Source organism: Streptomyces sp. NPDC059248 (assembly GCF_042753905.1).
Lineage (GTDB): Bacteria > Actinomycetota > Actinomycetes > Streptomycetales > Streptomycetaceae > Streptomyces.
Window position 1 is genome coordinate 33,838 of record NZ_JBHYZV010000002.1, and the last position, 25,868, is coordinate 59,705.

General features: G+C 72.7%; 24 protein-coding genes. 13 read left to right on the top strand and 11 right to left on the bottom strand.

The genetic code is table 11. From position 1 onward, the window contains the following. Positions 1–105: 105 nt before the first annotated feature. From ACFXG1_RS01170 to ACFXG1_RS01190, 5 genes are all read left to right on the top strand, one after another. Positions 106–1,308 carry a sensor histidine kinase gene (locus tag ACFXG1_RS01170; RefSeq protein WP_384718820.1) on the top strand — a complete coding sequence of 401 codons (1,203 nt, stop codon included), beginning with the start codon at positions 106–108 and terminating at the stop codon, positions 1,306–1,308. Further along, entirely contained in the window at positions 1,305–2,069 is a 765-nt protein-coding gene (locus ACFXG1_RS01175; protein WP_384718822.1) for a response regulator, read from the top strand. Before ACFXG1_RS01170 ends, ACFXG1_RS01175 begins: the two co-directional genes overlap by 4 nt. 540 nt (positions 2,070–2,609) lie before the next feature. Further along, a complete protein-coding gene (locus tag ACFXG1_RS01180) occupies positions 2,610–3,710 on the top strand; it encodes a SagB/ThcOx family dehydrogenase (RefSeq protein WP_384740080.1) in 1,101 nt (366 codons plus the stop codon). Between the two features lie 133 nt (positions 3,711–3,843). After that, the gene (locus ACFXG1_RS01185; protein ID WP_384714134.1) at positions 3,844–5,154 is read left to right on the top strand and encodes an MFS transporter; all 1,311 of its coding nucleotides are present in this window, start codon (positions 3,844–3,846) and stop codon (positions 5,152–5,154) included. 130 nt (positions 5,155–5,284) lie between these two features. Then, complete coding sequence (locus tag ACFXG1_RS01190; RefSeq protein ID WP_384714137.1) at positions 5,285–6,148, top strand: BTAD domain-containing putative transcriptional regulator; 864 nt, start codon at positions 5,285–5,287, stop codon at positions 6,146–6,148. 54 nt (positions 6,149–6,202) lie between these two features. Here the strand turns inward: ACFXG1_RS01190 and ACFXG1_RS01195 are convergent, their stop codons facing one another. The 3 genes from ACFXG1_RS01195 to aztA all read right to left on the bottom strand — a co-directional run bounded on the left by ACFXG1_RS01195 (position 6,203) and on the right by aztA (position 8,871). After that, positions 6,203–6,889, bottom strand: coding sequence for an N-acetylmuramoyl-L-alanine amidase (locus ACFXG1_RS01195; RefSeq protein ID WP_384714140.1), 687 nt, complete (start codon positions 6,887–6,889; stop codon positions 6,203–6,205). Between the two features lie 182 nt (positions 6,890–7,071). Next, positions 7,072–8,052 carry a dipeptidase gene (locus ACFXG1_RS01200; protein WP_384714143.1) on the bottom strand — a complete coding sequence of 327 codons (981 nt, stop codon included), beginning with the start codon at positions 8,050–8,052 and terminating at the stop codon, positions 7,072–7,074. Positions 8,053–8,121: 69 nt separating this feature from the next. Beyond that, positions 8,122–8,871: a zinc ABC transporter ATP-binding protein AztA gene (aztA, locus tag ACFXG1_RS01205; protein ID WP_384714145.1), complete on the bottom strand. Its 750-nt coding sequence runs from the start codon at positions 8,869–8,871 to the stop codon at positions 8,122–8,124. A gap of 14 nt (positions 8,872–8,885) precedes the next feature. Here aztA and aztB point away from each other — a divergent pair, with 14 nt between their 5' ends. From aztB to ACFXG1_RS01230, 5 genes are all read left to right on the top strand, one after another. Then, positions 8,886–9,749: a zinc ABC transporter permease AztB gene (gene aztB / locus ACFXG1_RS01210; RefSeq protein WP_384714147.1), complete on the top strand. Its 864-nt coding sequence runs from the start codon at positions 8,886–8,888 to the stop codon at positions 9,747–9,749. A 10-nt stretch (positions 9,750–9,759) separates the two neighbouring features. Then, positions 9,760–11,004, top strand: coding sequence for a hypothetical protein (locus ACFXG1_RS01215; protein ID WP_384740087.1), 1,245 nt, complete (start codon positions 9,760–9,762; stop codon positions 11,002–11,004). Next, positions 11,001–11,996, top strand: coding sequence for a zinc ABC transporter substrate-binding protein AztC (gene aztC / locus ACFXG1_RS01220; protein ID WP_384714153.1), 996 nt, complete (start codon positions 11,001–11,003; stop codon positions 11,994–11,996). The genes ACFXG1_RS01215 and aztC overlap by 4 nt, the downstream gene beginning before the upstream one ends. 81 nt (positions 11,997–12,077) lie before the next feature. Next, positions 12,078–13,280 (top strand): zinc metallochaperone AztD, encoded by a 1,203-nt coding sequence (gene aztD / locus ACFXG1_RS01225; protein WP_384740092.1) that lies wholly within the window; start codon positions 12,078–12,080, stop codon positions 13,278–13,280. Between the two features lie 212 nt (positions 13,281–13,492). Further along, a complete protein-coding gene (locus tag ACFXG1_RS01230) occupies positions 13,493–14,137 on the top strand; it encodes a dihydrofolate reductase family protein (protein ID WP_384724001.1) in 645 nt (214 codons plus the stop codon). A gap of 81 nt (positions 14,138–14,218) precedes the next feature. Here the strand turns inward: ACFXG1_RS01230 and ACFXG1_RS01235 are convergent, their stop codons facing one another. Continuing rightward, positions 14,219–14,785: a DinB family protein gene (locus tag ACFXG1_RS01235; RefSeq protein WP_384740096.1), complete on the bottom strand. Its 567-nt coding sequence runs from the start codon at positions 14,783–14,785 to the stop codon at positions 14,219–14,221. Between the two features lie 228 nt (positions 14,786–15,013). Between ACFXG1_RS01235 and ACFXG1_RS01240 the strand changes: the two genes are divergently transcribed. Next, positions 15,014–15,913, top strand: a complete 900-nt coding sequence (locus ACFXG1_RS01240) for an NAD(P)-dependent oxidoreductase (RefSeq protein ID WP_384721537.1) — start codon at positions 15,014–15,016, stop codon at positions 15,911–15,913. A 54-nt stretch (positions 15,914–15,967) separates the two neighbouring features. Here the strand turns inward: ACFXG1_RS01240 and ACFXG1_RS01245 are convergent, their stop codons facing one another. Both ACFXG1_RS01245 and ACFXG1_RS01250 read right to left on the bottom strand, forming a co-directional pair. Beyond that, on the bottom strand, positions 15,968–16,771 hold the full coding sequence (locus tag ACFXG1_RS01245) for a DJ-1/PfpI family protein (protein ID WP_384721540.1): 804 nt from the start codon (positions 16,769–16,771) through the stop codon (positions 15,968–15,970). Further along, positions 16,768–17,772, bottom strand: coding sequence for a GlxA family transcriptional regulator (locus ACFXG1_RS01250; RefSeq protein WP_384721543.1), 1,005 nt, complete (start codon positions 17,770–17,772; stop codon positions 16,768–16,770). Before ACFXG1_RS01250 ends, ACFXG1_RS01245 begins: the two co-directional genes overlap by 4 nt. A 192-nt stretch (positions 17,773–17,964) precedes the next feature. On the opposite strand from ACFXG1_RS01250, the gene ACFXG1_RS01255 reads away from it, so the two are divergent. Continuing rightward, the gene (locus ACFXG1_RS01255) at positions 17,965–18,384 is read left to right on the top strand and encodes a cold-shock protein (protein WP_384740100.1); all 420 of its coding nucleotides are present in this window, start codon (positions 17,965–17,967) and stop codon (positions 18,382–18,384) included. Positions 18,385–18,463: 79 nt separating this feature from the next. Here the strand turns inward: ACFXG1_RS01255 and ACFXG1_RS01260 are convergent, their stop codons facing one another. After that, positions 18,464–18,682: a DUF5988 family protein gene (locus ACFXG1_RS01260; protein ID WP_384723572.1), complete on the bottom strand. Its 219-nt coding sequence runs from the start codon at positions 18,680–18,682 to the stop codon at positions 18,464–18,466. Positions 18,683–19,532: 850 nt separating this feature from the next. Between ACFXG1_RS01260 and ACFXG1_RS01265 the strand changes: the two genes are divergently transcribed. Further along, positions 19,533–20,579, top strand: coding sequence for a helix-turn-helix domain-containing protein (locus ACFXG1_RS01265; protein WP_384740104.1), 1,047 nt, complete (start codon positions 19,533–19,535; stop codon positions 20,577–20,579). A 69-nt stretch (positions 20,580–20,648) separates the two neighbouring features. Here ACFXG1_RS01265 and ACFXG1_RS01270 read toward each other — a convergent pair whose 3' ends face one another. From ACFXG1_RS01270 to ACFXG1_RS01285, 4 genes are all read right to left on the bottom strand, one after another. Further along, entirely contained in the window at positions 20,649–21,890 is a 1,242-nt protein-coding gene (locus ACFXG1_RS01270) for an MAB_1171c family putative transporter (RefSeq protein WP_384740107.1), read from the bottom strand. 7 nt (positions 21,891–21,897) lie between these two features. Beyond that, positions 21,898–22,554, bottom strand: coding sequence for a toxin-antitoxin system, toxin component (locus ACFXG1_RS01275; protein ID WP_384721562.1), 657 nt, complete (start codon positions 22,552–22,554; stop codon positions 21,898–21,900). A 524-nt stretch (positions 22,555–23,078) separates the two neighbouring features. Next, complete coding sequence (locus ACFXG1_RS01280; protein ID WP_384740110.1) at positions 23,079–24,542, bottom strand: FAD-dependent monooxygenase; 1,464 nt, start codon at positions 24,540–24,542, stop codon at positions 23,079–23,081. After that, positions 24,539–25,807: an MAB_1171c family putative transporter gene (locus tag ACFXG1_RS01285; RefSeq protein WP_384740113.1), complete on the bottom strand. Its 1,269-nt coding sequence runs from the start codon at positions 25,805–25,807 to the stop codon at positions 24,539–24,541. The genes ACFXG1_RS01280 and ACFXG1_RS01285 overlap by 4 nt, the downstream gene beginning before the upstream one ends. Positions 25,808–25,868: the final 61 nt, after the last annotated feature.

Consider the following 25,868-nt stretch of genomic DNA (forward strand, 5'->3'; position numbering starts at 1 on the left):
GCCCAGGAGGGTAGTGGGGGTATCGGCCGGGCGGATGAGTCAGCCCTGGGACGACCCTCCTGTGGACTGACCGGTGGGCGGGACGGGCGCCGATAGCGTTCGGCCATGGGGACACGGGAGTCTCGGCCACTGGTGGCCGGCAGGCTGGGCGCGGGCCACTGGGCCGGGGTCGACGCGGGGGCGGGAGTGCTGCTCGCCGCCGTGTTCGGGTTGGGGGAGGCATGGCGGGCCGGGCCGGCGGCTGTCACCGTGACGGTCGTGGCCTGGCTGCCGCTCACCGCCCGCCGGCGCCATCCGCTGCCGGCGCTGGCGGTGGCCGTTGCCGCGGCGGGCTGCGGTGTGGCGGTCACCAGCTGGCAAGGGGGGTGGGTGGCGGCGGGGGCGGTTCTGTACACGGTCGCGACACGGGAGTCCCGCCGGCGGGCGGGCGTCGCGTTCGCCGGTTCCGTCGGCGCGGCCTGGTCGGCGGCCGCCCTGGCTGCGGGCCCGGGACCGATGGCACCGTCCGACGCCCTGTCGGACGCGGTCTTCGCGTCCGTGCTGATGACCCTGTCCTGGCTGGTCGGCACCGCGCTCCGGGAGCAGCGTGCGCACGCGGCGCTCGCCGGCCGGCAGGCCCTGGTGGACGAACAGCTCAGGATCGCCCGGGACCTGCATGATGTGGTGGCCCATCAGCTGACGGCGATCACGGTACGGGCGGAGATCGCCCGAGCGGTGGCCGCGACGCGGCCGCGGGAGGCCGAGGAGACGCTGGAGCTCGTCGGGGTGGCGGGCCGGGAGGCGCTCGCCGGGATGCGGCGGATGCTCACCGCCCTGCGTTCGGGGCCCGCCGGGGAGTGGGCGGCGCCGGGCCGGGAGCCGGGGCTCGCCGACCTGCCGTCCCTGGTGGCGGGTACGGGGCTGGCGGTGGAGCTGTCGGTCGACCCCGCCACGGCACTGCCACCGGGTACGGGTCCGACGGTCTACCGGATCGTGCAGGAGGCGCTGACCAACGTCGTCCGGCACGCGGGCTCCGCCGGCTGCCGGGTCGTGATCCGCCCCGGCGACCGGGGATCCGTCGTCGCCGAGATCGTCAACGGCCCATCGCCCCGGCCCGGCTCCGCGATGGGGCTCGGCGGGGGATACGGGCTGGTCGGGATGGCGGAGCGGGCCGCGGCGCACGGGGGTGACGTGGAGGCCGGGCCGACGGCGGACGGCGGGTTCCGGGTCCGGCTGCTGCTGCCCCGCGGGCCCGGCCCTGAGTCCGGGGTCCCGAGGTGGCAGGCCACCGCGGGCCGGTGGACCGGGCGTCGCGGGGCGGAGCGGTGACGGCTCCGTTCCGGGTCCTCGTCGCGGACGATCAGGGCCTGCTGCGCGCGGGGTTCTGTCTGCTCGTCGACAGTGTTCCCGATCTGACGGTGGTGGGTGAGGCGGTGACCGGCGACCAGGCCGTCGACCTCGCCCTGAGACTGCGGCCGGACGTCGTCCTCATGGACATCCGGATGCCGGGTACGGACGGTCTGGAGGCGACCCGCCGCATCTGCGCGGACCCCCGTACCGCGGGCACCCGGGTACTGATCCTGACCACCTTCGACCTCGACGAGTACGTGTACGCGGCACTCCGCGGCGGCGCGAGCGGCTTCCTCCTCAAAGACGTACTGCCTGCCGATCTGCTCGCCGCGATCCGGATCGTCGCGGCGGGAGACGCGCTGCTCGCCCCGGGAATCACCCGCCGGCTGATCCAGGAGTTCGCGAGCCGCGGGGATCCCCGTCCGCCCTTGCGTCAGGACCTGGCCTCGGTGACCCGGCGCGAGCTGCAAGTCCTCCGTCTCGTGGGCCAGGGCGTGCCCAACCCGGATCTCGCGGAACATCTCGGGCTGAGTGTGGCCACGGTGAAGACCCATGTACGACGGCTCATCGCCAAACTGGGGGTCCGGGACCGGGCCCAGCTGGTCGTCGTGGCGTACGAGACCGGCCTCGTCACCGCGGGCTCACATCCGCCGGCCGATCCGCACATGGGCGCGGGCCCGGGCGGTCCGGACCGACGGGCGGTCCGCGCGTCAAGCGTCCGGCCCACCCATCGGGCATAAATTCGCGGACACCATACCGCACCCCTGTCGAGATTCACTCGCAACCCGTTCGCAGAACATCTGCAATCTTTTTTGGCACCGCCGAAAGGACTTCAACACTCCAAGAAAACGCCCTGACCAGGCATTTCATATACCCTTCATATTCGGGCAAGCGCTTTTGCGTCAGACTCGCCGCACTGTCTTGATTGAATTAATCCGAACAACGTAGCGTTCTCTACGCAACCGGAGAACTCATCGAGAATCCTTCGGATATTTCCCGGGGATTCGGAGGAGTTCTGCGGCCCCGTCGACGATCCGTCCGCGGGACGACCGGACGTGGAGTGGGGGTGACACAAATGAAGCTCGTCATCGAGATCATCGAGGACGCCGGACAGGTGCTGCTGCACCACCCGTCCAGCTGACGGCCCGTACCACCGGGCTGAGGACGAGAGCGCCCGGCTGCGCTGCGAGCCGCGCAGCGCAGCCGGGCGCCGTCCCGCCGCCGACCGTACTCCCGTCACGGTACCGCCCGTTCACCGCTCCCGCCCGGAAAGGGAAACCATGACGAAGGTCCGCCGCCCGGAGCAGTTGGTCTGCCGCTGGCTTCCCGACGGCCTGGAACTCGGCCTCCCGGGGCGACGGCAGTGGGTCAGACTGTCACCGGATCTGCTGAAGGTGGTCGACAAGGCGGGCAGCGGGATCGAACTGGACGAACTCGTCGTCGCGTTCGGCCCGGAACACGAACAGGACGTCCGCGAGGCCGTCATATCCCTGATACGGCTGGGAATACTGGTCACACCCGACGGCGCCGACACCACCCCGGCGCTCTGGGAGCGATGGGGCGCCGTGGCCCGGCGCTTCCATCTGGAGGCGCGGGACGCCAACTATCTCAAGGACGCGCCCGAGCGGGCCGGGGTGGCCGACGAGATCGTGGCCGAGGGCGGAGCGCCGGAGGCTTTCAAGGAGTACCCCGGGGCACCCGTCGTACCGCTGCCGCGCCGGATACTGCCCCTGGACATGCCGGCCGACGAGGTCTTCGCCCGCCGCCGTACACATCGCCTCTTCACGGCCGATCCGGTCACGCTGGACCAGCTCAGCACCCTGCTGTTCCACAGCTTTGCCCCGCATCGGTTCATCAGCGGCGGCACGTTCGGTACACAGCAGTGCCGGGTGAGCGCCTCCGCGGGGGGCCGCCACGAGGTCGAGGCGTATGTGGTGGCGTACAACATCACCGGGCTGCCACCGGGGCTGTACCACTACTCGGCGGCACGCCACTGCCTGGAGCTCCTCGGCACCGACGCCCCGCGCGAACGCATCGCCGATCTGACCTACCACCAGGAGGCCTCCTACCAGGGCGCCTTCACCGTCTTCACCACGGCGGTCGCGAACCGGCTGGCGTGGAAGTACCGCCACCCGCGCGCCTACCGCCTGTGGATGTACGACGCCGGTCACTACGGCCAGACCTTCGCCCTCGCGGCCACCGCCCTGGGGCTCGGCCCGTTCCAGACGGTGGCCTTCGCGGACAGCCAGGTGGAACAGCTGCTCGGTGTGGACCCCGACGAGGAGTTCGCCGTCTATCTGCTGTCCGCGGGCGTCCCCGACGGTTCCGATCGTCTGCACCCGTCCGACTTCGCCTTCCCGTCGCCCTCGGCGGTCGGCTGATCCTCCGTATCCGCGCCCGAACCGGCAGGAGACGGCCTGTTCACGCCGTCCTCCCCCGCCCACGGTCCGGCGGTTGACAGACTGGGAGCCCCGGCACCGCGCCGTGCGGAGAACCGACCACAGAAGGCGATACATGACCGAACACACGCCGCTCCCGGACGACATCGGCGTGACGGACGACCCCGACGACCCCAACGAGCCCCACAAGCCCGACGGCGGGACGTTACGGAGCCATCCCCGCTTTCTGCGCCTGTGGCTGGGCCAGGCCGGCGGAGCCATCGGCGACCAGTTGCTTCCGGTGGCCCTCAGCCTCTACATCCTCCGCGAGGGAGGCGGCGCGGCGGATGTCGGCCTGGTGCTGGCCGGCCGGGCGATCGCCCTCGTCGGCTGTCTCCTGATCGGTGGTGTCATCGCCGACCGGCTGCGCCGCACCCGCGTCCTGATCGGCGCCGACTGCTTCCGGGCCGTGGTGCTGCTGGCCACCGCGGTGCTGCTGACCCGGCTGCCCCTGGGGCTGCTCCCGGTGATCACCGCCCTGGTCGGAGCGGGCGAGGCGCTGTCCCGTCCGGCGTACCGCTCCCTCGTCCCGACCCTGTTGCCCGACCGGCTGCTGGAGCGCGGCAACGCCCTGGTGTCCGCGGCGCATCGCGGCTCGGCCGTCCTCGGGGCGATAGCGGGCGCCGCCGCGGTGACGCTGATCGGCATCCGCCCGGCCCTGCTGATCACCAGCGCCGTCTTCGCCTTCGGCGCGGTGGCCGTACTGCGGGTGCCGGAGGCCGCGCGGAGGACGGGCCACCGCGCCGCGATCCTCGCGGAGGCCGCCGACGGGCTGCGGGCGATCCGCCGCCGCCCCTGGGTGATGGTCGTCATGGGCACGGTCTGTCTGCATCTGTTCGCCGGTTCGGCGACCGCCCTGACCCTGCTGCCGGTGATCGCGCGCGACGCGTTCGGGGGCGATATCGCGTACGGCTACATCCTGGCGGCCATGGGTCTGGGCGCGCTGCCCGCCATCGCCGTGGCCGGGCACCTGCGGCCGAAGGCCCGGGGGACGGTGTCGATGATCGCGCTCACCGGCTACGCGCTGCTGCCGCTGAGCCTCGCAGGACCGCTTCCGCTGCCCCTGGTGATGCTCTGCTTCGCGGTGGGCGGCTTCGTGGTGGAGCTGTACTTCGTCTACTGGGTGTCCGCCCTGCAACGGGCCTTCCCCAACGATCAGCTCGGCAAGGTGTTCGCACTGGACCAACTGGGCGCCTACGCGCTGCTGCCCGTCGGGTACCTCCTGGTCGGGCCGGTCGTCGAGCTGATCGGTGCGACCGCGACGCTGGTCGGCGGCGGGGTCGTGGTCGCCGTGTCCAGCCTGCTGTGTCTGCTGGTGCCCGGCGTCGCGCGGTTCGAGAACACTTCCTCGGATACGCCCCCCGCGATCCGGCCATCGCTCACGTGATAAGCCCCGAGTGGAGGCGTAATGAAATGATATGAACTAGCCTCAGATGGTCTTCGCACGCAAAGATTGCACCAGGCGACCATCCGGCGGGCGGAGCGGCCCGGCGGTTCGACTGCCGATGGGAGACCTCATGGATTTTCCCGAACGCCCAACCGGTGGACCACTGACACCGCCGCACTCGTCCACAGCCGGCGAGACGCTCGAAGGATTCCGGTTCGGAGTACTCGGCCCGCTGCATATCGGCGCGCGGAGTTCGACCGCCACCATGACGGTCGCCCCGAAGGTCCGTACCGTCCTGGCGATGCTGCTCATCGACGCGGACCATGTCGTTCCGGCCTCGGCGCTCATGCGGGAACTGTGGCCCGACGGAGCGCCGGTGAGCGGTCTGCGGACCCTGCAGACGTATGTTCTGAACTGCCGTAAGTCGCTGGCCCGGTTCGCCGGGTTACCCGCGTCCGGCATTGCCCGCGACGTGCTGGAGACCCGGGCCGGCGGATACTGCTTCCACAGCGGCGGCGCCGAACTCGACTGGGTCGAGTACCAGCGTCTGGTGAATCTCGGCGGGCGGGCGATCAACCGCGGCAGTGAGTTCGACGGTATTCGACTGCTCGACCAGGCGCTGGGTCTATGGCGCGGGACCGCTTTCGCGGATGTCACCGCGGGGCCGGTCGTCGAGTCGAAGCGCCGTCTGCTCACCGAATCCCGGCTGGGTGTGATCGAGACCTTGACGGAGACCAGAATCAGGGCGGGTCGCCACCAGGAGGTCATCGCGGATCTGGCGGGCCTCACCAATGAGCACGCACTGCACGAAGGACTGCACGCCCAATACATGCGGGCGCTCGCACTCGGCGGCCGCCGCGCCCGGGCACTCGAGGTTTTCAGCGATCTGCGAACCCGGCTGGTGACCGAGATCGGGATCGAGCCCGGACTGCCCCTGCAGAAACTCCAGCTGGCGATCCTGAATTCCCACTCCGAGGCCGTACCCCCCGGATAGACCGTACGCACCGGTGCGCTTCCGCTCTCCTTCTTCTCCGCCTCTCCTCCGCGGTCAGCCGCGCAGGGAGTGCCGTACCCGGTCCATGACGGCTTCGCGCTGCCGCGCCCGTATCGTCCCGGGGCACGCGTGCCCGCCCCAGGCTCCGCCGCCCATGGAGTGGGTGCCCAGACCTCTGCCGTTCGGGGAGTCCGTCACCTCCGGCGGCCAGCCGTGCACCCGGGCGCCCCAGGTATAGACCCGGGCGACGGCATCGACCTGCGCCGCGGTGAGCGGTTGGCCGGCGAACCCGGACGTCTCGATCGACGACCAGTCGGCATTGCCCGCGCGCTGGGTCCAGGAGCGGTCGTGGACGGATACGTACTGCTCTATCTCACCGGCCTGTGAGACCCAGAAATGAGCCGAACTCCGCACCGACGGGTTCGAGAACCGCTCGAACAGCGACCCCTCCCCCTCCTGTACGTGCAGGATCAGCCCCCGTTGCCCCGTCCGTTCAGCCGGGCGGAAGTTCACGTCGATCGGCTTCCGGACGACGCCGTCCATCCATCCCGGGGGCTGCGGGGCCGTGGAGGCCGGCGCCGCGTGGGGTCGCCGGTCGGCCCCCGGCCGGGGCTCGACCGGGGTCTTTTCTCCGGACCGCTCCGCCTTGATGAGGAGGGCCAGCGGCACCGGCGCGAGGACGAGCCCGCCGCCGAGGACGAACAGACCGCGCCGGGACGGTCGCCGGTGCTTTTGGCTCATGGGCGTCTCACGCCGTCGCCGGGGGCCGTACGGCTGTCGCAGAAGGTCGCCATGGGCTCCAACATGATCTGTGATCATGATCGCCTCTCCATGGCGATGTGATGGGACGGTAACACCGCGCGTGCCGCTCGGCGGAGAGCAGGCCCCGGTGGCCCGAGTTCGTTCCGCCTCGGGTTGACGGCCTACTGCCACACCCGCGCGGCGACACGGCGGAAGTTGCCGCCCAGGATCGCGGTGACGGCGGAGTCCGGGTAGCCCCGGGCGAGCAGCGCGTCCTCGACGGTCAGCAGGCCCTCCGGGGGCATGAAGCGGATCGGGCCCCAGCGGGTGCAGCACTCGGGGTACAGCTCCGGGCTCTGTTGGAGCATCGCGTTGAAGTCCTCGTGGTCGAACGGGTAGTCGGTCGACACTCCGACGTGTTCCGGGCCGACGAGGTCGACGGCGTGATCGATATGGCGTACCAGCGCTTCGACGCCGGCGTCGTTGGGGCCGAGGAAGATTCCGACCCCGGTGATACCGATGACCCCGCCCGTGGCGGCGCACTTCTCGGCCTGCTCGTCGGTGATGTTGCGGGGGTGGTCCCACACCGAGCGCATACAGGAATGGCTGTAGATCACCGGCTGCTCCGAGACCTCGCACATGTCGAGCCCGGTCCGGGCGCCGCAGTGGGATCCGTCCGCCACTATGCCGACGGCGTTCATCTCCCGTATCAGCGCCCGGCCGTACGCGGTGAGCCCCTCGTCCACCTCGTCCAGACAACCGCCGCCCGCCGCGTTGCGGGTGTTGTAGCTCGGCAGCATCGTGCGGACACCGAGGTCGTAGAAGTGGCGCACCCGGTCGAGCCGCCCTTCGAGCGGGCCGGAGTCCTCCAGGTCGAAGGCGACCGCGACATCCCCCGCGAGCGCGGCGGCGTCGATGTCGCCGACGCCCGCGGCAATCCGCAGTCGGCCGTCCGCGGCGATCCGCTCCCGCCAGTCGGTGATCAGGGCGGTGACATCGTCGCCGCTGTGGGGCACATAGCCCACGTTCACCGAGACGAAGCTGCCTCCCGGCCGGCGGTAGCGGGCCAGTTCACCGACGGGGGCGCCCCTCTCCAACGGCAGGCAGCAGTGCTGCTCCCACAGCAGGGGCGGGCGGCGCGGGACCGGGGATTCGTTCGGCATAGTGGGCATCCTGCCCGTCCCCGCCGACCGCAAGCCCGGGACGGCCGACCGGCGCGCGGCGGCCCCGCCTCATGCCCCCGGGACCGGATGCCATACCTGGGCGAGCGCCGGCTCGGTGAGGACCTCATCGGGGTGTCCCCGGCCGGCCAGGTGTCCGTCGTGGAGCAGCAGGCAGGCGTCCGCCGAGCGGGCCGTCTCCAGATCGTGGGTGGCCTGGACGACGGTGACACCGTCGGCGACGAGTTCCGTGAGCAGCGCCGCGATCCGCTCCCGGGCCTCGGGGTCGAGCCCGGTGGTCGGCTCGTCCAGGAGCAGGAGATCCGCCTCCTGTACGAGCCCTTGGGCGACCAGCGCGCGCTGCCGTTGTCCGCCCGACAGCTCGCCCAGTTGGCGGGCGGCGAGGTCGCCGAGGCCCAGCCGGTCGAGCGCGGAGTCCACCGCCGTGTGGTCGCGGCGGGTCAGCCTGCGCCAGGGGCCCCGTTCGCCCCAGCGCCCCATCGCCACGGTCTGCCGCACGGTCAGCGGCAGGGCGTCGGCGACGGCGGTGCGCTGCGGGACGAAGGCGGGTGAGCGCTCCGTTCCGTATCGCAGCTCTCCCGATGTCGGTTCGATCACGCCCGCCAGGACCGCGAGGAGCGTCGACTTCCCGCTGCCGTTCGGGCCGACGAGCGCCGTCGACGCCGACGCCGGTATCGCCGCGGTGAGTTGGCGGAGAACGAGACGTCCGGGGTAGCCGGCGCAGAGGCCGGTGAACCGGACACCTGTCGTCGGATCCGGGGGTCCGACGGAACGAGCCATTTTATTGAACATGATTTTCATTGTACTGTCCTGCCATGGAGTGGCTGACGGCGCCGTTCGAGGCGGCCTTCGTACAACGCGCCCTATGGGGCGGAATCCTGGTCTCCGCGATCTGCGCGCCGGCCGGCACCTGGGTCGTGCTCAGAGGGATGGCCTTCCTGGGGGACGCCATGTCCCACGGGCTGCTGCCCGGAGTGGCGCTGGCCGCGCTGCTCGGCGGGAACCTGCTGGTGGGCGCGGCGGTGAGCGCGGCGGTCATGACCGCGGGGGTCACCGTGCTGGAGCGCTCCCCACGGCTCTCCCGGGACACCGGGATCGGTCTGCTGTTCGTGGGCATGCTCTCCCTCGGCGTGATCATCGTGTCGCGGTCGCAGTCCTTCGCGGTCGATCTCACCGGCTTCCTCTTCGGCGACGTCCTCGCCGTCCGCGAGCGGGACCTGGTGCTGCTGGGAGCCGCGCTCGCGGTGGCCCTGGTCGTCTCGGCGCTCGGCCACCGGGCCTTCGTCGCCCTGGCGTTCGACCCGCGCAAGGCCAGGACCCTCGGACTGCGGCCGGGCCTGGCCCACGCCGTACTGCTGGGCCTGCTGGGCCTCGCCATCGTGGCCTCGTTCCACATCGTGGGGACGCTGCTCGTGCTGGGGCTGCTCATCGCCCCGCCCGCGGCGGCGCTGCCCTGGGCGCGCGGTGTGCCCGCCGTGATGGGGATCGCGGCGCTCATCGGCGTCACGGCCACCGCCGGCGGGCTGCTCCTGTCCTGGCATCTCGGCACCGCCGCCGGGGCGACCGTCTCGGCCCTCGCCGTGAGCCTGTTCTTCCTCTCCCATCTGGCGTCGGGGCTGCGCGGGCGCGGTACGGGCGCCACCGGTGCCATAAGCCCCGGCCGATCGAAGAAAGCGTGAGGCGATCGTCTTGACCATTCGAAGAAACGTCACTTCTCGGGCCTCGGCCGCGGTGGCGCTGGGCGCGCTGCTCGCCGCCGGCTGCGCCGGGACGGCGGACAACGCGTCCGCGCCGGCCCGGAGTTCCCCGTCGGCCGACCCTCCGCACGGTTATGTGGAAGGCGCCCGGGAGACCGCCGAACAGCAGTCCCGGCTGCTGCTCGGCGACCCTTCCGACGGGGATGTCCGGATCCTCGACCTCGTCACCGGTTCGGTCCACCGGTCCCCCCGGTCGGCGGGCCTCGTCCGGCTGAGCACCGACGGCCGCTTCGGCTTCCTCCACACCCGGGACGGCGTCCGGGTCGTCGACGGCGGTACGTGGACGGTGGACCACGGAGACCATGTGCACTACTACCGCGCGGCGATACGCGACGTCGGCGACCTCCCCGCGGACCCGGACGCGCGGATCCGCGGCGATGCCGCCGTGACCGCGGTGACCGCCCCGGACGGCCGGGCCCGGCTCGTCGACCGGGCCGCTCTGGAGAAGGGCCGCACCGGCGCCGCCCGTACCCTCCCCGGCACGCATACCGGTGCCGTCGTCCCGTACGCGGAACATCTGGTCGCCCTCGTCGGCGGCGCGGGCCGCCCGGCGACGGCCGTGGTGTACGACCGCGCCGGAGAACGGGTCGCGTCCCCGGCGGGGGCGGAGTGCGACGCACCCGGGGGCGACGCCGTCACCGGCCGCGGTGTGGTCTTCGGCTGCGCCGACGGGGCCCTCCTCGTGCGCCGTTCGAAGGGCGCCTTCACGGCGGAGAAGATCCCGTACGGCAGGGCGGTACCGGCGGCGGAGCGGGCGGCCGCCTTCCGGCAGCGCCCCGGCGGCGACACGCTCACCGCGCCGGCCGGGGAACGGGCCGTATGGGTCCTCGATGTCACGGAACGCTCGTGGCGGCGGATCGCGACCGGGCCCGTCGTCGCCACCGGCACCGCGGGAGAGGGCTCCCCCCTGCTCGTCCTGGAGAAGGACGGGACCCTGAACGGCTACGACATCGCCACCGGGAAGCGGATCTCCCGGACCGGCAAACTACTGACCGGCGGGTATCCCGCCGGGCCCGGCGGCGGGGGGCCCGTGATCGAGGTCGACCGCAGCCGTGCCTATGTCAACGACCCCCGGGGCAGACGCGTCCACGAGATCGACTACAACGACGGTCTGCGGATCGCCCGCTCCTTCGAGCTGGACATCGAGCCGGTCCTGATGGCGGAGACCGGCCGATGACGACGGAACGTACGAATCTTCGGCATACGCGGGTACGGGCCGTGCGGCCGCGCGCCCTGCTGCTGGCCCTGCTCGTCTTCACGACGGGTGCCGCCGGTACCGCCTGCACCACCGCGTCCGACGACGGCCGGCCCCATGTCGTGGTGACCACCAACATCCTGGGCGATGTCACCCGGGAGATCGTCGGCGACGAGGCCGAGGTCACCGTGCTGATGAAGCCCCAAGCCGACCCGCACTCCTTCGGGCTCTCCGCGGTTCAGGCGGCCGAACTGGAGCGGGCCGACCTCGTCGTCTTCAACGGTCTGGGGCTGGAGGAGAACGTGCTGCGCCATGTCGACGCCGCCCGGGACTCCGGGGTGGCCGTCGTCGAGGTGGGGAAGGCGGTCGACCCCCTCGTCTTCGGGAAGGACGGCGGCGGCCCCGCCGAAGAGGCCGGACGGCCCGACCCCCACTTCTGGACCGACCCGGACCGGATGCGTACGGCAACCGGCCTGATCGCCGATCAGGTGATCGAGCACGTCGACGGTGTCGACGCGACCGTGATCCGGGACCGGGCCGCGCGCTACGACCGGAGCCTCGTGGAGCTGACCACCTGGATGGAGGCGTCGTTCGACCGCATCCCCGGGAACCGGCGCGCCCTGGTCACCAACCATCACGTCTTCGGCTATCTCGCCGAACGCTTCGGCTTCCGTGTCATCGGCGCGGTCATCCCGAGCGGCACCACCCTGGCCTCCCCCAGCTCGTCCGATCTCCGCGCGCTCACCCGCGCGATGGAGCAGGCCGGTGTACGGACCGTCTTCGCCGACTCCTCACGGCCCCGGCGCCTGGCGGAGGTGCTCCGTTCGGAGCTGAACGGCGATGTACGGGTCATCGGGCTGTTCTCCGAATCCCTGACCGCGAAGGGCGGCGGCGCCGACTCCTATCTGCGGATGATGCGCGCCAACACGACCGCCCTGACCGACGGTCTGGCTCCCGGCACCACCCGGGGCTGACACGTTCGGTGCGCCGCGGCCCCACGGCGCACCGGACACCCCGGCCACTCCTTTGCCCACCACTCCGAGAGGAACACCACCATGCGGCCATCCGCACGTACCAGAGTCCTGACGGGGACGGCCCTCGTCCTCGCCCTGTCGGCGGTCACCACCGCCTGCGGGGGCGATACCGGCTCCTCCCGCGCCGGTTCGCCGGGCGACGCGCCCGCCGCCACACCCTCCGTACCGGTGAAGGACCCGCTGGTCGCCACCTTCGACGGCGGTCTCTACGTCCTGGACGGCACCAGCCTGAAGCTCGCCGCGACCCTGACCGCGCCCGGCTTCAACCGGGTCAACCCCGCCGGGGACCACGACCATGTCGTCGTCTCCACCGACAAGGGGTTCCTGTTCCTGAACGCGTCGAAACAGGCCTTCACCGACATCGTGTACGAGGGCGCCAAGCCGGGCCACGTCGTCCGGCACGCCGGGAAGACGGCCCTGTTCACCGACGGGACCGGGAAGGTCGAGGTGTTCGACCCGGCCGATCTCGCGGGCGGCGAGCGGCCGAAGGGCCGTACCCACACCGTCGCCGTGCCCCACCACGGCGTCGCCGTGGGGCTGGCCGGCGGCGAGCTCCTCACCACGGTCGGCACCGAGGAGAAGCGCACCGGGGCCCTGGTCCTGGACCGGAACGACAAGGAGATCGCCCGCGCCGAGAACTGCCCCGGTGTGCACGGCGAGGCCGCGGCCCGCGGCGGGGCCGTCGCGGTGGGCTGCGAGGACGGTGTCCTGGTCTACAAGGACGGCGCGTTCACGAAGATCGACGCGCCGGACGCGTACGGCCGGATCGGCAACCAGGCGGGCAGTCCGCACTCGCCGGTCCTCCTCGGCGACTACAAGACGGACCCGGAGGCGGAGCGCGAACGGCCGACCCGGGTCTCCCTGATCGATACCGGGAAGAACCGGATCCGCCTGGTCGAGCTGGGCACCAGTTACTCGTTCCGGTCACTCGCCCGCGGACCGCACGGCGAGGCGCTCGTCCTCGGGACCGACGGCAGGATCCATGTCGTCGACCCGGTGAGCGGCAAGGTCGCGAAGAGGATTCCGGTCGTGGGCGCCTGGCACGAGCCGCTCGACTGGCAGGGGGCCAGGCCCACCCTCTTCGTCCGCGGCCGTACCGCCTACGTATCCGAGCCGGGGAAGAAGGCCCTGCACGCCATCGATCTGACCACCGGCAAGAAGGTCGCCTCGGTGTCCCTGCCCCGGTCGACCAACGAGTTGTCGGGGGTCGCCGGGGACCACTGACCGTCCTCGGACGCCATCGCTCCGGCCGGCCGGCCGCGGAGTCCCCCGCGACTCCGCGGGTGTCCGGCCGGAAGGGGACCCCGGCCGGCGGCGCGCCGCCGGGATCGGGCGCGGCGTCGGCCGAGAATCTTCCCGGAGGACCGTGGACCGGCGATGAGTTCACCCCTCCCGAAGAGTCTCACCACCGTTGACACCGACCCCGGGAGGAACATATGCCCCAGTTGTTGCGAGTCCAGAACTTCAATGTGTCGAGCGACGGCATCGGCGCCGGCGAGGACCAGAGCCTGGAGCGACCGTTCGGCCATGTCGATCCCGGGCGGCTGTTCGCCTGGGCGGGCGCGACGGCGAGCTGGCCCATGCGTACGGATCCCGGGGGCAGCCGGGGCCTGGACGACTACTTCACCCGCGACTTTCCGCACAACATCGGCGCCGAGATCATGGGCCGCAACAAGTTCGGTCCCCTGCGGGGCCCCTGGCAGGACGACGAGTGGCGGGGCTGGTGGGGCGACGAACCCCCCTTCCACACGCCGGTTTTCGTGCTGACCCACCACGAGCGTCCGTCGTTCACCCTCTCCGACACCACGTTCCACTTCGTCTCCGGGGAACCCGCGGAGATCCTCGAACGGGCGCGCGAAGCGGCGGACGGCAAGGACGTCCGGCTCGGCGGCGGGGTCACCACCATCCGCCAGTTCCTCGACGCCGACCTCGTCGACACCCTGCATGTGGCGGTCTCACCGATGCGGCTCGGGTCCGGACTGCGGCTCTGGGATTCGCCCGGGGAGCTGCTCGACCGGTTCCATCTGGATGTCGTGCCCAGTCCGAGCGGGGTGACGCACCACCTCTTCTGGCGCAAGTGATCCGGCGTTCCGCACCGGATTGAACGGCTTGCTCGGTCGCCTCGGCTCAGTCCGGTCCGAGCCGGTCCGGTCCGGCTGGCGTCACTGGCCCACGCGGCCGTCGACGCACTCGCGCAGCAGGTCGGCGTGGCCGCTGTGGCGGGCGTACTCGTCGATCCGGTGGACCATGAGTTCGCGTACGGAGATCCGGTCGTCGCCCACGCGCTCGCCGAGATCCCCGAACCCCGCGAGCGCGGCGTCGGTCGCGGCCTGCTCGCGCGCGAGGTCGGCGAAGGCGGCGTCGACCACGGCCCGGTCGGCGACCGCGCCGTCGAAGTCCGCGTCCCGCCTGCCGTACAGCTTCGGCAGGGGTTCGCCGTCGGTGATCCAGTTGCGCCAGTCCCGTTCGACCTCGGCGAGATGCCGGACCAGGCCGAGCAGGGACATCGTCGACGGCGGTACCGAGCGGCGGGCCAGCTGCTCCGGGTCGAGGCCCTCGCACTTCATCCGCAGGGTCAGCCGGTAGTTGGCCAGAAAGTCCAGGAGGGTGGCCGCTTCACCCTCCGGGGTCTCGTCGTTGTTGCGGGGGTCGAGGTCGGGGTCGGCCCACATATCGGGGTAGACCGTCGCCTCTGTCCATCGTGCGGGTGCGTCGCTCATGGGCGTCATGATCGCCCCTGGTCACGGGTGCCGCCATCGAGTTTCCGGGGTGTCCGGGGGCGCCGGCCGGCTTTTGTCGGCCGGCGCCGTTCCCCGGGACGACGGCCGGGCGGCCGGGCGGTGTCGCGCACCTGGAGGTAAGGAACGCACCTCGAAGTCAGTACTTGCCGGGCGGGGGCGCGGACCGGAGGGTGGGGGGACACGGCAGGTGTCACGGGACGGGTGGGAGTGCGCGGGATGAGCGGAACGAGCGACGAGACGGTGAGTGTGATCGGGCTCGGGGAGATGGGCCGGGCCCTGGCGGCGGCCTTCCTGGACGCGGGGCGGCGGGTGACGGTCTGGAACCGTACGCCGGCCCGGGCGGACGCGCTGGTGGAGCGCGGCGCGACGCTCGCGCCTTCCCCCGCGGCCGCGGTCGGCGCCGGGACCCTCGTCGTCGTCTGTCTGCTGGACCACGACTCCGTACACAATGTCCTCGGACCCGCCGCGGCGGAGCTGCGCGGCCGCGCGCTGGTGAATCTGACCAACGGGACCCCGGCCCAGGCGGCCGAGTTCGCCGGCTGGGCCGCGGGACACGGCGCGGAGTACCTCGACGGCGGGATCATGGCGATCCCCGCGACGATCGCCACCGATGACGCGTTCGTCTTCTACAGCGGCGACGAGAGCGTTCTCGACCGGCATCGGGCGGTGCTGACGGACCTGGGCGCCGCGCACTACCTCGGCCCCGACGTGGGTCTCGCCGCCCTCTACGACCAGGCGCTGCTGGCAGCCATGGACATGATGTACGACGGTTTCCACCACGCGGTGGCGCTGGCGGTGGCCCGTGAGGGCGGCACGGCCGCCGGGGTCACGGAGCATCTGGTGCCCTGGCTGACGAATATGACCCGGATCATGCCCGCGTTCGCGGCCGAGATCGACGCGCATCGCGCCGACGGCACCGCCCCGCGGATCGTCCAGGGCCTCGACGTCCAGCGGACCGCGGCGGCGAACAAGATCGCCACCGCGCGGGAGGCGGGGGTCTCCACCGAGTCGATGGAGCGGGCCGCCGCGGCGCTCGACGCGCTGTCGGCGGCCGGGCAGCGGGACTGGAGCGCCCCGCTCTCGGTCCGGCAGATCAGGTCCGAGCCGCTCGGCTGACCCCCGCGGGGCGCCCCCGGACGTCTGCCGGGGAGCCGCCCCGCGTACGCCCCGTCAGGCGCCCGGGTCCTGGGACTCCTCCAGCAGCCGCAGCGCCAGTGCCTTCAGCCGGTCGTCGGCCTCGGCGGCGTTCCCGGTGTCGAAGGGGGGCCGGGGGTCGTAATCCAGGGCGAGCTGGATCGCCTCCGCCGTGGTGTCCCCGGCGATCAGCGACGCCAGATAGAGGGACATGTCGAGACCGGCGGAGACCCCGGCCGCGGTGATGATCCGGCCCGAGCGGACATACCGTTCGGGCCGGTACGTCACATCGAACGAGGCCTCCAGATACGGCGCCGAGGCCCAGTACGTCGTCGCCTCCCGCCCGTCGAGCAGTCCGGCCGCCGCGAGTACCAGGCTGCCCGTGCAGACGGAGGTCGTGAAGCGGCTGGTGCGGTGGATCCGCCGGATCCAGGCGAGCAGTTCGCGGTCGTTCATGGCGGCGACCGTGCCCCGGTTGCCCGCTCCGGGGACGACCAGCACATCCAGCCGGTCCACCTCGGCCAGGGCGCGTTCCGCCATCACGCGGACGTCGCCGGTGTCGGTACGGACCGGTCCCCGGCGCGCGGCGATCATCGTCACCTCGGCGCCGGGGAGCCGGGACAGGACCTCGGCCGGGCCCGTCGGGTCCAGCAGGCTGTAGCCGTCGTACAGCACGACGCCCACCCGGGGGCCCGGCGCCTTCCGTGTCCTGGGGTGTTCGGCGGCCGACGCGCGCGGGGCGGCGGCGGCTCCGGTCGCGAGGGCGGCTCCGGCGGCCGCGGTCGTACGGATCAGGGCCCGGCGGGACGCCGCCGCTCGGGGTGTTGGTGTCGTCGTCATACCGCGGGAGTCTCGTGCCCCGGCGGCGCCTGCGCCGCGGGCATGTCCGGCATCCTGCGGATCGTGTCCCCGCTCATGCCGTAGTGGTCGATGAACGCCTGCCGCAGGGTCCCCGCCGACCGGAATCCGCAGCGTCGGGCGACGGCGGCGAGGGAGAGCCGGGAGGAGCGGACCAGTTGCGCCGCGGCCTCGGTGCGTACCGCCCGGACGGCGCGGGCCGGGGTCGTCCCCCGGTGCGCCGTGAACAGCCGGGTCAGATGGCGGGTACTCACCCCGGCGCGGGCCGCGAGCGCGCGGGGGCCGAGGTCCGCGGTGAGATGGGCCGCCGCGTAGGCCATGAGCTCGCCGACCGCGCGGCTCCCTGACGGCGGGGCCGACAGGAACACACTGAGCTGCGCCTGGTCGGCGGGGCGGTGCAGATACGTCACCAGTTCCCGGGCGACGGCGCGGGCCAGCGACGCGCCGTGGTCCTCCTCGATCAGGGAGAGCGTGAGGTCCAGGGCGCTGGTGACACCCGCCGATGTGTAGACGTTCCCGTCCCGGATGTACAGCGGCGCCACATCCACGGCGACCTCGGGATGCCGGGCGGCGAGCCGGTCGCCGTAGCCCCAGTGCGTGGTGGCCCGGCGGCCGTCGAGCAGGCCGGCCGCGGCGAGGACGGAGGCCCCGGTGCAGACGGAGGTGACCCGGCGGCTGCGCTCCGCGAGCCGTACCACCTGGGTCAGCAGCCGCGGGTCGGCCGCGGCGTCGTCCGAGCCCGCCCCGCCGACCACCATGAGGGTGTCGAGGCGTCCCGTCACCCCTTCCAGGCGTCGTCCCGCGCCGAGCACGATCCCGGTGGAGCTGCGGACGGCCCGGCGCCCCAGGGTGCCGAGTTCGATGGTGTACGGCGGGTCGGCCCCGTACCGGTTGGCGATGTCCAGTGCGCCGCTGGGGCAGGCGATATCGAGGATCTGGGCGTCGTCGTACGCGACGATGAGCATCCGCCGGGTCGTCTCCATACGGCGATGCCATCACGGGACGCGCCCGGCGCGCCGGGCCGCCGTCGGTTCTCCTCGGCCCCCTCCACCCCGGCCGTCCCGGCAGTCCCGGCCGCCACTCGGCCCCCGGGCTCTCCGGTCTGGATGGCGATGTCCTATCCTCGGCGGAACAGTGGCCCTTCTGGGGCTAGAGGGCATTTTGGGGGTTGTGACGTGGTTGCCGGTCGCGTGGTGAGGTTCGACAGTTCACGGGGCTACGGGTTCATCGCTCCGGACGACGAGGGGGAGGACGTCTTCCTCCACGTCAACGATCTGCGGTTTCCCGAGCAGTATCTGCGCTCGGGTCTTGAGGTGGAGTTCGAGATCGAGGAGGGCGACCGGGGGCTGAAGGCCGCCGATGTCCGGCTCGCCGAGGGTGCGGTGGTACCGCGGGTGCCGGTGGTGGGCGCGGCGCCGGCCCGGCCGGTCGAAGGCGACGACACACTCTGCGACGTCCTGCGGAACGCCGAGTTCCGGCAGGAGGTGACGGAGGTGCTGCTGGCCGCCGCGCCGACGCTCACGGGTGAGCAGATCCTTCAGGTCCGCGAGGGGCTCCTGCGGTTCAGCAGGAAGCACGGATGGGTGGAGGGTTAGGACTCTCCGCCAGTCGTGGGTGGGGCCCGGAACGCCGTTCGCGTTCCGGGCTCTTCTGGTACGAGCCCCCGCGCCCGGGTCACTCGGCGGGGCTGGTGGCTCCCGCCCAGGCGAAGACCCGCAGGGTCTCGCCTTCGTGGTTCACCCACTCGGAGGTGGCGACGAAGTGCTCGTAGCGGTTGCCGAAGAGGAACTTCACCTTCTCGCCGGGGTCGGGGACATGCCGTATTCGCTGCTCCTCGGCGAGATAGGGCGAGGTGCAGCCACGGAGGACCACATTCGGCCGGGCCACGGTCATGCGGGAAACTCCTCTCGACGTCCGCTGCGGCCGGTCGCAGGTGCGGCGGCGATCTCGCAGCGTCCTGGTCTCACGGAGTCCGGCAAGTCCGAACGGCGCCCGCCGCGGCGGGCCCGGCGGTTCCGGCCGGTACTCGCCGTCAACGTAATTCGGAGCCGTCCGGCTGGAAACCCCTAAGAGACCCCTAAACCAGCCGTTCTCCAGCGTGCCACCAGCGGCGCCGGACCGGGCGGGCGGCCCCGGCGGCCCCGTACGCATGCCGAGCCCGGCCGGGGACGGGACACCGGCCGCATCCCGGAGTGAGCCACGGCCCCACAGGCCCGGGGTCGGCCGTCACTCCCCCGCGCACGGATACGGGCCCCCGCCGGCGCCCCGGAGGGTGTTCGGCGGCTCGTGGAGGAGTGCGCGGTAGCCGGCCCCGTCGTGCGGCGGGGACGGCGCGGTCATCGGGCCCGTGGTGCGGCGCGGAGCCCGGGGCGTCCACCCGTACCCCCTTGTTCCCCGCGTCGAGACGTCCATCGGTCGGCGTGTGTCCCTCCTCCGACGCGCCCACCGGCACAACCTATTGCGTCGGCGAGCGGTCGAAACCCTTGACGGCGTGGGCCGTTGGGGCTTCGCCGAAATCCCGGTAACGGACAGTCCGGGAGCACGAGATGGCGGAGTGCGTCCGGCACCCCGTCGCGGTGGGACATCGTCGCCGCAGGTGGCGCCGGAGAGGATCGCCATGTCCCGGACATTGTCCGGGACATGGCGACCGTCCCGGCCGCCGTCCCGTCCGATCACTCACCACTTTCGGGCGTGACCGAAACTCTTCTGGTGGTCGTTCGGGATATCGGCAAGCATGTTCGAGGTGGGGAACCAGCGTGAACTGTCACCGCGCGAGGCGCGGGACGCTGCCGATTTCGCCGCCCTGTTACGAGGCCTGAAAGAACAGTCGGGTCTGACGTACCGGGGCCTGGAGGAAGCCGCCGCCCGGCGCGGCGACGTACTGCCGCGCAGTACGTGCGCCGCCGTGCTGAACGGCCGTGGTCTGCCTCGACCCGAATTGCTGACCGCCTTCGTCCATGTCTGCGGCGACGGCGACCGGATGGAGGAATGGCTGGAGGCGCGGGCCCGGCTCGCCGGGCGACGCGCCGGCCGGACCGGACACGGACCGCGCCGGTCCGCCGGAGCGGACCCGGAGGGCGGCGGTGACGGCGCCCTCGCGCTCGCGCCCGGCGGGCCCGGGACCCGGGACGGGGCGCGGACTGCCGTCGCCGTCCAGGACACCTCTCCCGGTGACGGCCCGGGTGACGGCCCGGAACACCGGCGGCGGAGGCGGCTGTCCGTCCTGGCGACGCTGCCCGCTGCCGCCGCCGTCGTCGCCGGGCTCTCCGTCTGGCTGGTGGGCGCGGCGTCCGACGAGCCCGACCGGGGGCCGCGGGACACCGAGAGGATGTCCGCCGCCGCGCCCCCGGACGGCTATGTCCGGCTGAGACCGCTGTCGGCACCGGAGCTGTGCCTCACCGACGGCCGGGTGACCGACCGGCGCCACACCCCGCTGGTCGCCGTCCAGCGGCCCTGTGAGGAGGTGGCTCCCCAGTCGACGACGCTGGAGCCGATGGGCGGGGACTCGTACCGCGTGCTCTGGCACCATCCCGACTACGGCACCGGCTGTCTCAAGGCCCTCGGCGAGGGCTCGGGCAGGGGGCTGCTGGAGCCGTGGGACGACTGCTCGATGGCGAGCCGTTTCCATATCGAGCCGTCCGGGACACCCGGCGCGGGCAGGTTCGTCCTCCGGGTCGATGGCCGGGGCTGTGCGGGGATCAAGGACGACTCCGACGAGGCGGGGGTGGAGGCCGTGATGAGCCGCTGCACCGCATCGGACGGTCAGGTCTTCGTCATCGAACGCGTCTGACCGGGCGGGGCGTCCCCGGGGCCGTGGGCGTGGGTGTCACCCGGCCCACGGCCGGCGGCCCCGGGGCGGTCACCCGTCCGCCGGTACCGGTACGCGTCCCACCGCGAGGGAGAGGCGGACCAGGCCGTCGCCACCGGGCCTGACCGCCGCGTTCAGGGCCACCACCCCGATGGACGCCTCCCACGGCCCGGTACCCGAACCCCCGTCCGGCGGGGAGCCGTCGGCGCCGTCCGCGTTGTTCACACCGTTCGCGTCGTTCGCGTCGTCCGCGCCGTTCGCCTCGGGGATCCGGCGGTCGACCGCCGTACGCACCATCGCGGCCAGCCCGATGGCCTCGGCGTCCTCCGGGCGGGCGCCGCCCGCGACCGCCCGCTGCCGCGCCGTGCGCCGTACCCCGTCGTCGAGATGGGGCCCGAGGGTCAGCAGCCGGTCGTGTATCAGGGTCTCGCGCACCGTGCGGCGGGTACGGGGCGACGCCCACACCGAGGCGCCGGTACCGCCCGCCGTCTCCCCCGGCGTGGCCCGCAGCAGCCGCCACAGCGGGGCGAGCCTGCGGTACGTCGTCCACGAGGTGGCCTGCTCGCCGACGCGCGGCCCCACCAGAGGGATCAGAAAGCCCGCCGCCATCACCAGGGCGCCGACGGCCGCGATCGGCGGGGCGGCACCCGTACTCAGCCGCGACCAGTCCTCGCCGAACCAGGCGGCCGTCACCGCCGTCAGTTTGGCCGCGCCGAAGGCCCAGTTCAGCAGGAAGCCGGCGACGAGGACGATCAGACCGGCGCGCAGCCAGCCGCCGACCAGCCGCGCCCAGCGCAGACACACCACGGTGGTGACGGTCGCGGAGACCAGATGCGCGCCGAGATAGACGACGATCATCTCGCGGATGTACGGCGTCGTCGCGTAGTACGTGTCCAGATCGCGCAGCCGCTCCTCCGGCGCGTCGCCCAGCAGGAAAAGCACGGGCACGGCGGCGGTGGCCGCTGCGTACACCGCGATCCACTGCCGGATCCGGCGCCGTACCCGGTCCGGCGGTCCACCGCGCCAGTTGACGATCAGCACGAGGCAGGAGCAGTCGAAGACGCCCATGATCGAGTAGACGAGGGGCGCGGAGACATTGGGGATCCCCGTCACCTCGTTGACGGCGGAGATGGTGGGCGGCGCCGCGAAGAGGAAGCAGAGGGCCGCCGCGCCGATCAGCGCGCACACGGACCGGATCAGGGGGCTGTCCCGGCCGCGGACGAGGGCGGGCATCTTGGCCGCGAGGACGACGGTGAGCAGGGCCGCGGGAACGTAGTAGTCGGTGCTGCGCACGGGTCGGTCAGTCCCGCCCGTCCGGACGGCCGGTGCGGCGCCCGTCGTCGTCCGGAGGGCCCGGGGGCGGGGCGGGCCGGGATAACCGGGACAACCGGACGGTCGTGGGGTTCGGAAGGAGCCCGGGCCCGGGGGACGTATGGGAGAGCGTCTCCTCGATGCGCCGCTCCAGCGGGCTGCGCGGGCCGCTGCCGGTCCGTTCCACCCAGGGCCGCAACCGGGTGGCGAGGTCGACGCCGAACTGCTCGGCCTCCGCCTCCTCCGAGGCCGCGAAACCGGTCCGCAGGGCCAGCCGCTGGACGACGGCCGTCAGATCGACGTCGTCACCGATGATCCGGGCGGCGGTGCCGACGCCGTCGGGGTGGGCCGAGCAGTGTCCCGCGGCCATGTGCCACACCTCGTGGCCGAAGATGACCAGTTGGTGGAGGAGGCTGGTGCGTTCCTCGACACAGATGATGTCCCGGTCGGCGGTGTCGAGGTAGAGACCGCTGGCGGTCCCTGGTGGGAAGGGCAGCAGCCGGTGCACCACGGGCCGGCCGCGCAGTCCCCGGAGACGGTCGCACAGTACGCTGAAGACGGCGTCGGGATCGGGCCCCGGCCACTCCCGCTCGACCGCGCGCGCCAGTTCGCCCCGGAGTCTGCGCATCTCGCGCCTGGTGCCCACGTGCCGCTCCCGGATTCTCGTCTCCGCACGGGCCGGTGGTCCGGCCGACCGGCGGACGTCTCCGCGCCGACTGCCCGGACGGCGGCCGTCACGGTTCACTCTAGGGACGCCCGGGGGTGCTCCGCCACAGGGTCCGTGTCCCGGACGAGGACCGTACCGGGGCCGTGTCCGAAAGTAGCGCCGGCCGTGCGACGGGGGCGGGGCGAGCGGCACTTCGGCCGTCCGGAGATGGGCCGGTCGGTTCGCGCCCGCGGGCGCCGAGGAGTCGGTCCTCGGCCCGTTCCGCGGCCCGGACCTCGTACGGGCGAGGGCCCGGCCGGTCGCCGGGGGCGAGTGCGACGAGCGGGGCGATGGCCACGACGGCGACGGCGAGGTCGGCGCGGCACCGCTCAAGACGCCGTCGCCGGATCCGGGCGGCCACGCCTGGTGGGTGGGCTCCACGACCGTGCGCGCTCACCGGCGCGCCGCCGGGGCCCGGGAGGAGGGACCCGGTCGGCGTACCGGCCGATCACGCCTGCCCGGACTTATGGCCGGTTCGTATCGTTCCCGCCGACGGCCTCCCATTCCTTGGCGGTCAGCGGGGGTGCTTCCAGCTGGCGGCGGCCCGGGCCGCGGAGGGCGGCGACGACGACGTCCGGGTGGAGCCAGCGGGTGGCGGGGGCGGAGAGGGTGATGACGTCGAAGAGGGCCTGGGTGACGCTCATCCGTCCCGTCGCGGACTCGGTGAGCCGGTCGACGTAGGCGGCGACGAGCGCCGTCGACCGGGGGCGTCCGCCCCGTGATTCCACCGTGGTCCCGGGGTAGAGGACGTCCTGCGAGGTGGCGATCTGCCAGGCGAGGTCGGCGGGTTCGGCGACGGCCCGCTGGATCCGCCGGGCCAGGCCGGGGGTGTCGAGCCGGGCCGCGCGGACCAGTTCGCGTTCCATCGCCGCCACCCCCTGGGCGGCGACGCTCATACCCTGCGCGTAGAGGGGGTTGTACGTGGCCACGCTGTCGCCGAGGGCCACGAAGCGCTCGGGCCAGTGGGGCGCCCGTTCGAAGTAGCGGCGGCCGTTGACGGTACTGCGGCTGACAGCGATGTCACCGGGGAGGGGTTCGGTACGGGCGAGGAGTTGCCCGACCACGGGGTGGCGTACGCCGCGGGCGAAGCTCTCGAAGAGGTCCGGGTCGCCCGTGGGCTCGCCGCCCCGGGTGCCGGAGAGGGTGACCTGCCAGCGGCGGTCCTCCACGGGCACGATGGTCGCGGTCTGGCCGGGGACGGGGGCGCGGGGCGCGGACTGGACGTTGACGACGGGGAAGTTCTCGGCTCCGGCGGGGGCCCGGTAGAAGCGGCTGGCATAGGTGAGCCCGGAGTCGACCTTCTCCTCCTCGATACCGGTGACACCGATCTCCGCCAGCCGGTGCCGGATCCGGGAGCCCGCCCCGGAGGCGTCGACGACGAGGTCGGCGTCGAGGGTCCGTTCGGCGCCGTCGGGAGTGCGGACCCGGACACCGGTGACACCGTGGCGGGTGCCGGTCAGGGCGAGCAGTTCGTGCCGGTCGAGCAGGCGCACCGTACGGCGGCGCAGCACACGTTCCCGTACGCCCCAGTCCAGCAGGTCACGGGTGCAGGCGATCATGAACTGCATCTCGACCGGCCAGCGTCTGAGCCAGCCTTGGGCGGTGTAGGACACCAGCCCGCCGGTCAGCGGGATACGGCGGGCCCCGGCGGCCAGCCAGCCCTCGGTGACGCCGGGTATCAGGTCCTCGATCACCCGGGCGCCGCCGGAGTACAGCAGATGGACGTGCCGGGCCTGCGGGATCTCCTTGCGCGGGCGCGGCCCTTCGGGGAGTTCGCCCCGTTCGACCACGGTCACCTCGTCGGCGTGCCGGGACAGGACCTGGGCGGCGAGCATCCCCGTCAGCCCGCCGCCGATGACGACGGCGCGGACGGGCCGCCCCGGGGTGCGGGGCGGGGCGGTCGGCTCGGGCGAGGACATCGAAGTCATGAAGCGGATCGGCTTTCTGGACGGGCCGGATGCTCCGGCGCGGCGGCGGTGGTATCGGTGGCGGCGTCCGGGGCGCCCGGGGCCGCCTCGGAGGAGCCGAGGGCCCGGGAGAGCAGAAGGAGCCGTCGCCGGCCCGGGGCGAGGAAGTCGGCCAGGGCGTCGGCCCCGGAGCCGTCGGCGGACTCCGGCGGTGCGGCGCGGTCGTCGCTGTCCGGGTGCCCGGGCCGGCCGGTGACCGCGTACCGGATCATCGCGGCGATCGCGACGGCCTCGGCGGTCCGGAGCGACGGCACCGCGTCCGGCCCCCGGCCGGTGAGCCGGTCCAGGGTCCGGCGGCGGATCCCGTCGTCGAGCCGCGGGTGGAGCCGGAGCAGGGCGTCGTGGATGCCCGTCTCCCGTACGGTCAGCCGCATATCGGCGTCGGACCACCAGGGGATCGAGGAGTGGAACGCGGCGTCGGCCTCGTGGCGGGTGTCCTTCAGCAGCCGCCAGAGCCTGCCCAGGCGGATGTACGCGGCCCAGCCGCCGGCGAAGGCGCCGAGCCGGGGGCCGACGAGCGGCAGCAGGAAACCGCAGGTGACCACGAGACCGCCGAGGGCGACGATCGGAGGCGCGGCGGTGGTGCTGAGGTGGTCCCAGTCCCGGCCGGTCCAGCGGGCCACCACGGCGGACAGCTTGGTCAGCGCGAAGACGAGATTCAGGCCGAACCCGGCGACCAGGACGAGCAGTCCGGCCCGCAGCCATCCGGTGACGGCCCGCGCCCAGCGCAGACACATCCAGGTCGTCACCACGGCCGACAGCAGATGGGCGGCGGAGTAGGTGACGATCATCTCGCGGATGAACGGGGTGGTGGCGTAGTACGTGTCCAGGTCGCGCAGCCGTTCCACCGGCGCGTCGCCGAGGACGAAGAGGACCGGGATGGCGGTGATGACGACGGCGTAGAGGGTCAGCCAGCGCCGGGAGGCCAGCCGGACCCGGTCCTCGGGGCCGCCGCGCCAGTTGACGATGAGCAGGAGACAGGCGGCGCTGAACGAGGCGGTGATCGTGTAGACCAGGGGTCCGGAGAAGTTGGCGACGCCGGTGACGCGGTTGACCGCGGAGATGGTGGGCGGTGAGGCGAAGAAGAAGCAGGCGGCCCCGGTGAGGATGAGGAAGCACACATAGCGCACCAGCGGGTCGCGCCAGCCGTGCCACAGCGACGGCAGTTTGGCGATGAACGCGATCGTCAGGGCCACGGCCGGCAGATAGTAGTCAGAGTTCCGCACGGCTCAGCACCGGAACGCCGGAGCATCCGCCGGGCCGGCCGGACCGGCGACACCGGGTACG

Coding starts and splice junctions, on each gene's coding strand:
- ACFXG1_RS01200 (WP_384714143.1), bottom strand. CDS start 8,052: ATGCCGAACGAATCCCCGGTCCCGCGCCGCCCGCCCCTGCTGTGGGAG.
- ACFXG1_RS01245 (WP_384721540.1), bottom strand. CDS start 16,771: ATGACGACGACACCAACACCCCGAGCGGCGGCGTCCCGCCGGGCCCTG.
- ACFXG1_RS01195 (WP_384714140.1), bottom strand. CDS start 6,889: ATGAGCCAAAAGCACCGGCGACCGTCCCGGCGCGGTCTGTTCGTCCTC.
- ACFXG1_RS01250 (WP_384721543.1), bottom strand. CDS start 17,772: ATGGAGACGACCCGGCGGATGCTCATCGTCGCGTACGACGACGCCCAG.
- ACFXG1_RS01235 (WP_384740096.1), bottom strand. CDS start 14,785: ATGACGCCCATGAGCGACGCACCCGCACGATGGACAGAGGCGACGGTC.
- aztC (WP_384714153.1), top strand. CDS start 11,001: ATGACGACGGAACGTACGAATCTTCGGCATACGCGGGTACGGGCCGTG.
- ACFXG1_RS01185 (WP_384714134.1), top strand. CDS start 3,844: ATGACCGAACACACGCCGCTCCCGGACGACATCGGCGTGACGGACGAC.
- aztD (WP_384740092.1), top strand. CDS start 12,078: ATGCGGCCATCCGCACGTACCAGAGTCCTGACGGGGACGGCCCTCGTC.
- ACFXG1_RS01170 (WP_384718820.1), top strand. CDS start 106: ATGGGGACACGGGAGTCTCGGCCACTGGTGGCCGGCAGGCTGGGCGCG.
- ACFXG1_RS01190 (WP_384714137.1), top strand. CDS start 5,285: ATGGATTTTCCCGAACGCCCAACCGGTGGACCACTGACACCGCCGCAC.
- ACFXG1_RS01260 (WP_384723572.1), bottom strand. CDS start 18,682: ATGACCGTGGCCCGGCCGAATGTGGTCCTCCGTGGCTGCACCTCGCCC.
- ACFXG1_RS01240 (WP_384721537.1), top strand. CDS start 15,014: ATGAGCGGAACGAGCGACGAGACGGTGAGTGTGATCGGGCTCGGGGAG.
- aztA (WP_384714145.1), bottom strand. CDS start 8,871: ATGAAAATCATGTTCAATAAAATGGCTCGTTCCGTCGGACCCCCGGAT.
- ACFXG1_RS01230 (WP_384724001.1), top strand. CDS start 13,493: ATGCCCCAGTTGTTGCGAGTCCAGAACTTCAATGTGTCGAGCGACGGC.
- ACFXG1_RS01280 (WP_384740110.1), bottom strand. CDS start 24,542: ATGACTTCGATGTCCTCGCCCGAGCCGACCGCCCCGCCCCGCACCCCG.
- aztB (WP_384714147.1), top strand. CDS start 8,886: ATGGAGTGGCTGACGGCGCCGTTCGAGGCGGCCTTCGTACAACGCGCC.
- ACFXG1_RS01180 (WP_384740080.1), top strand. CDS start 2,610: ATGACGAAGGTCCGCCGCCCGGAGCAGTTGGTCTGCCGCTGGCTTCCC.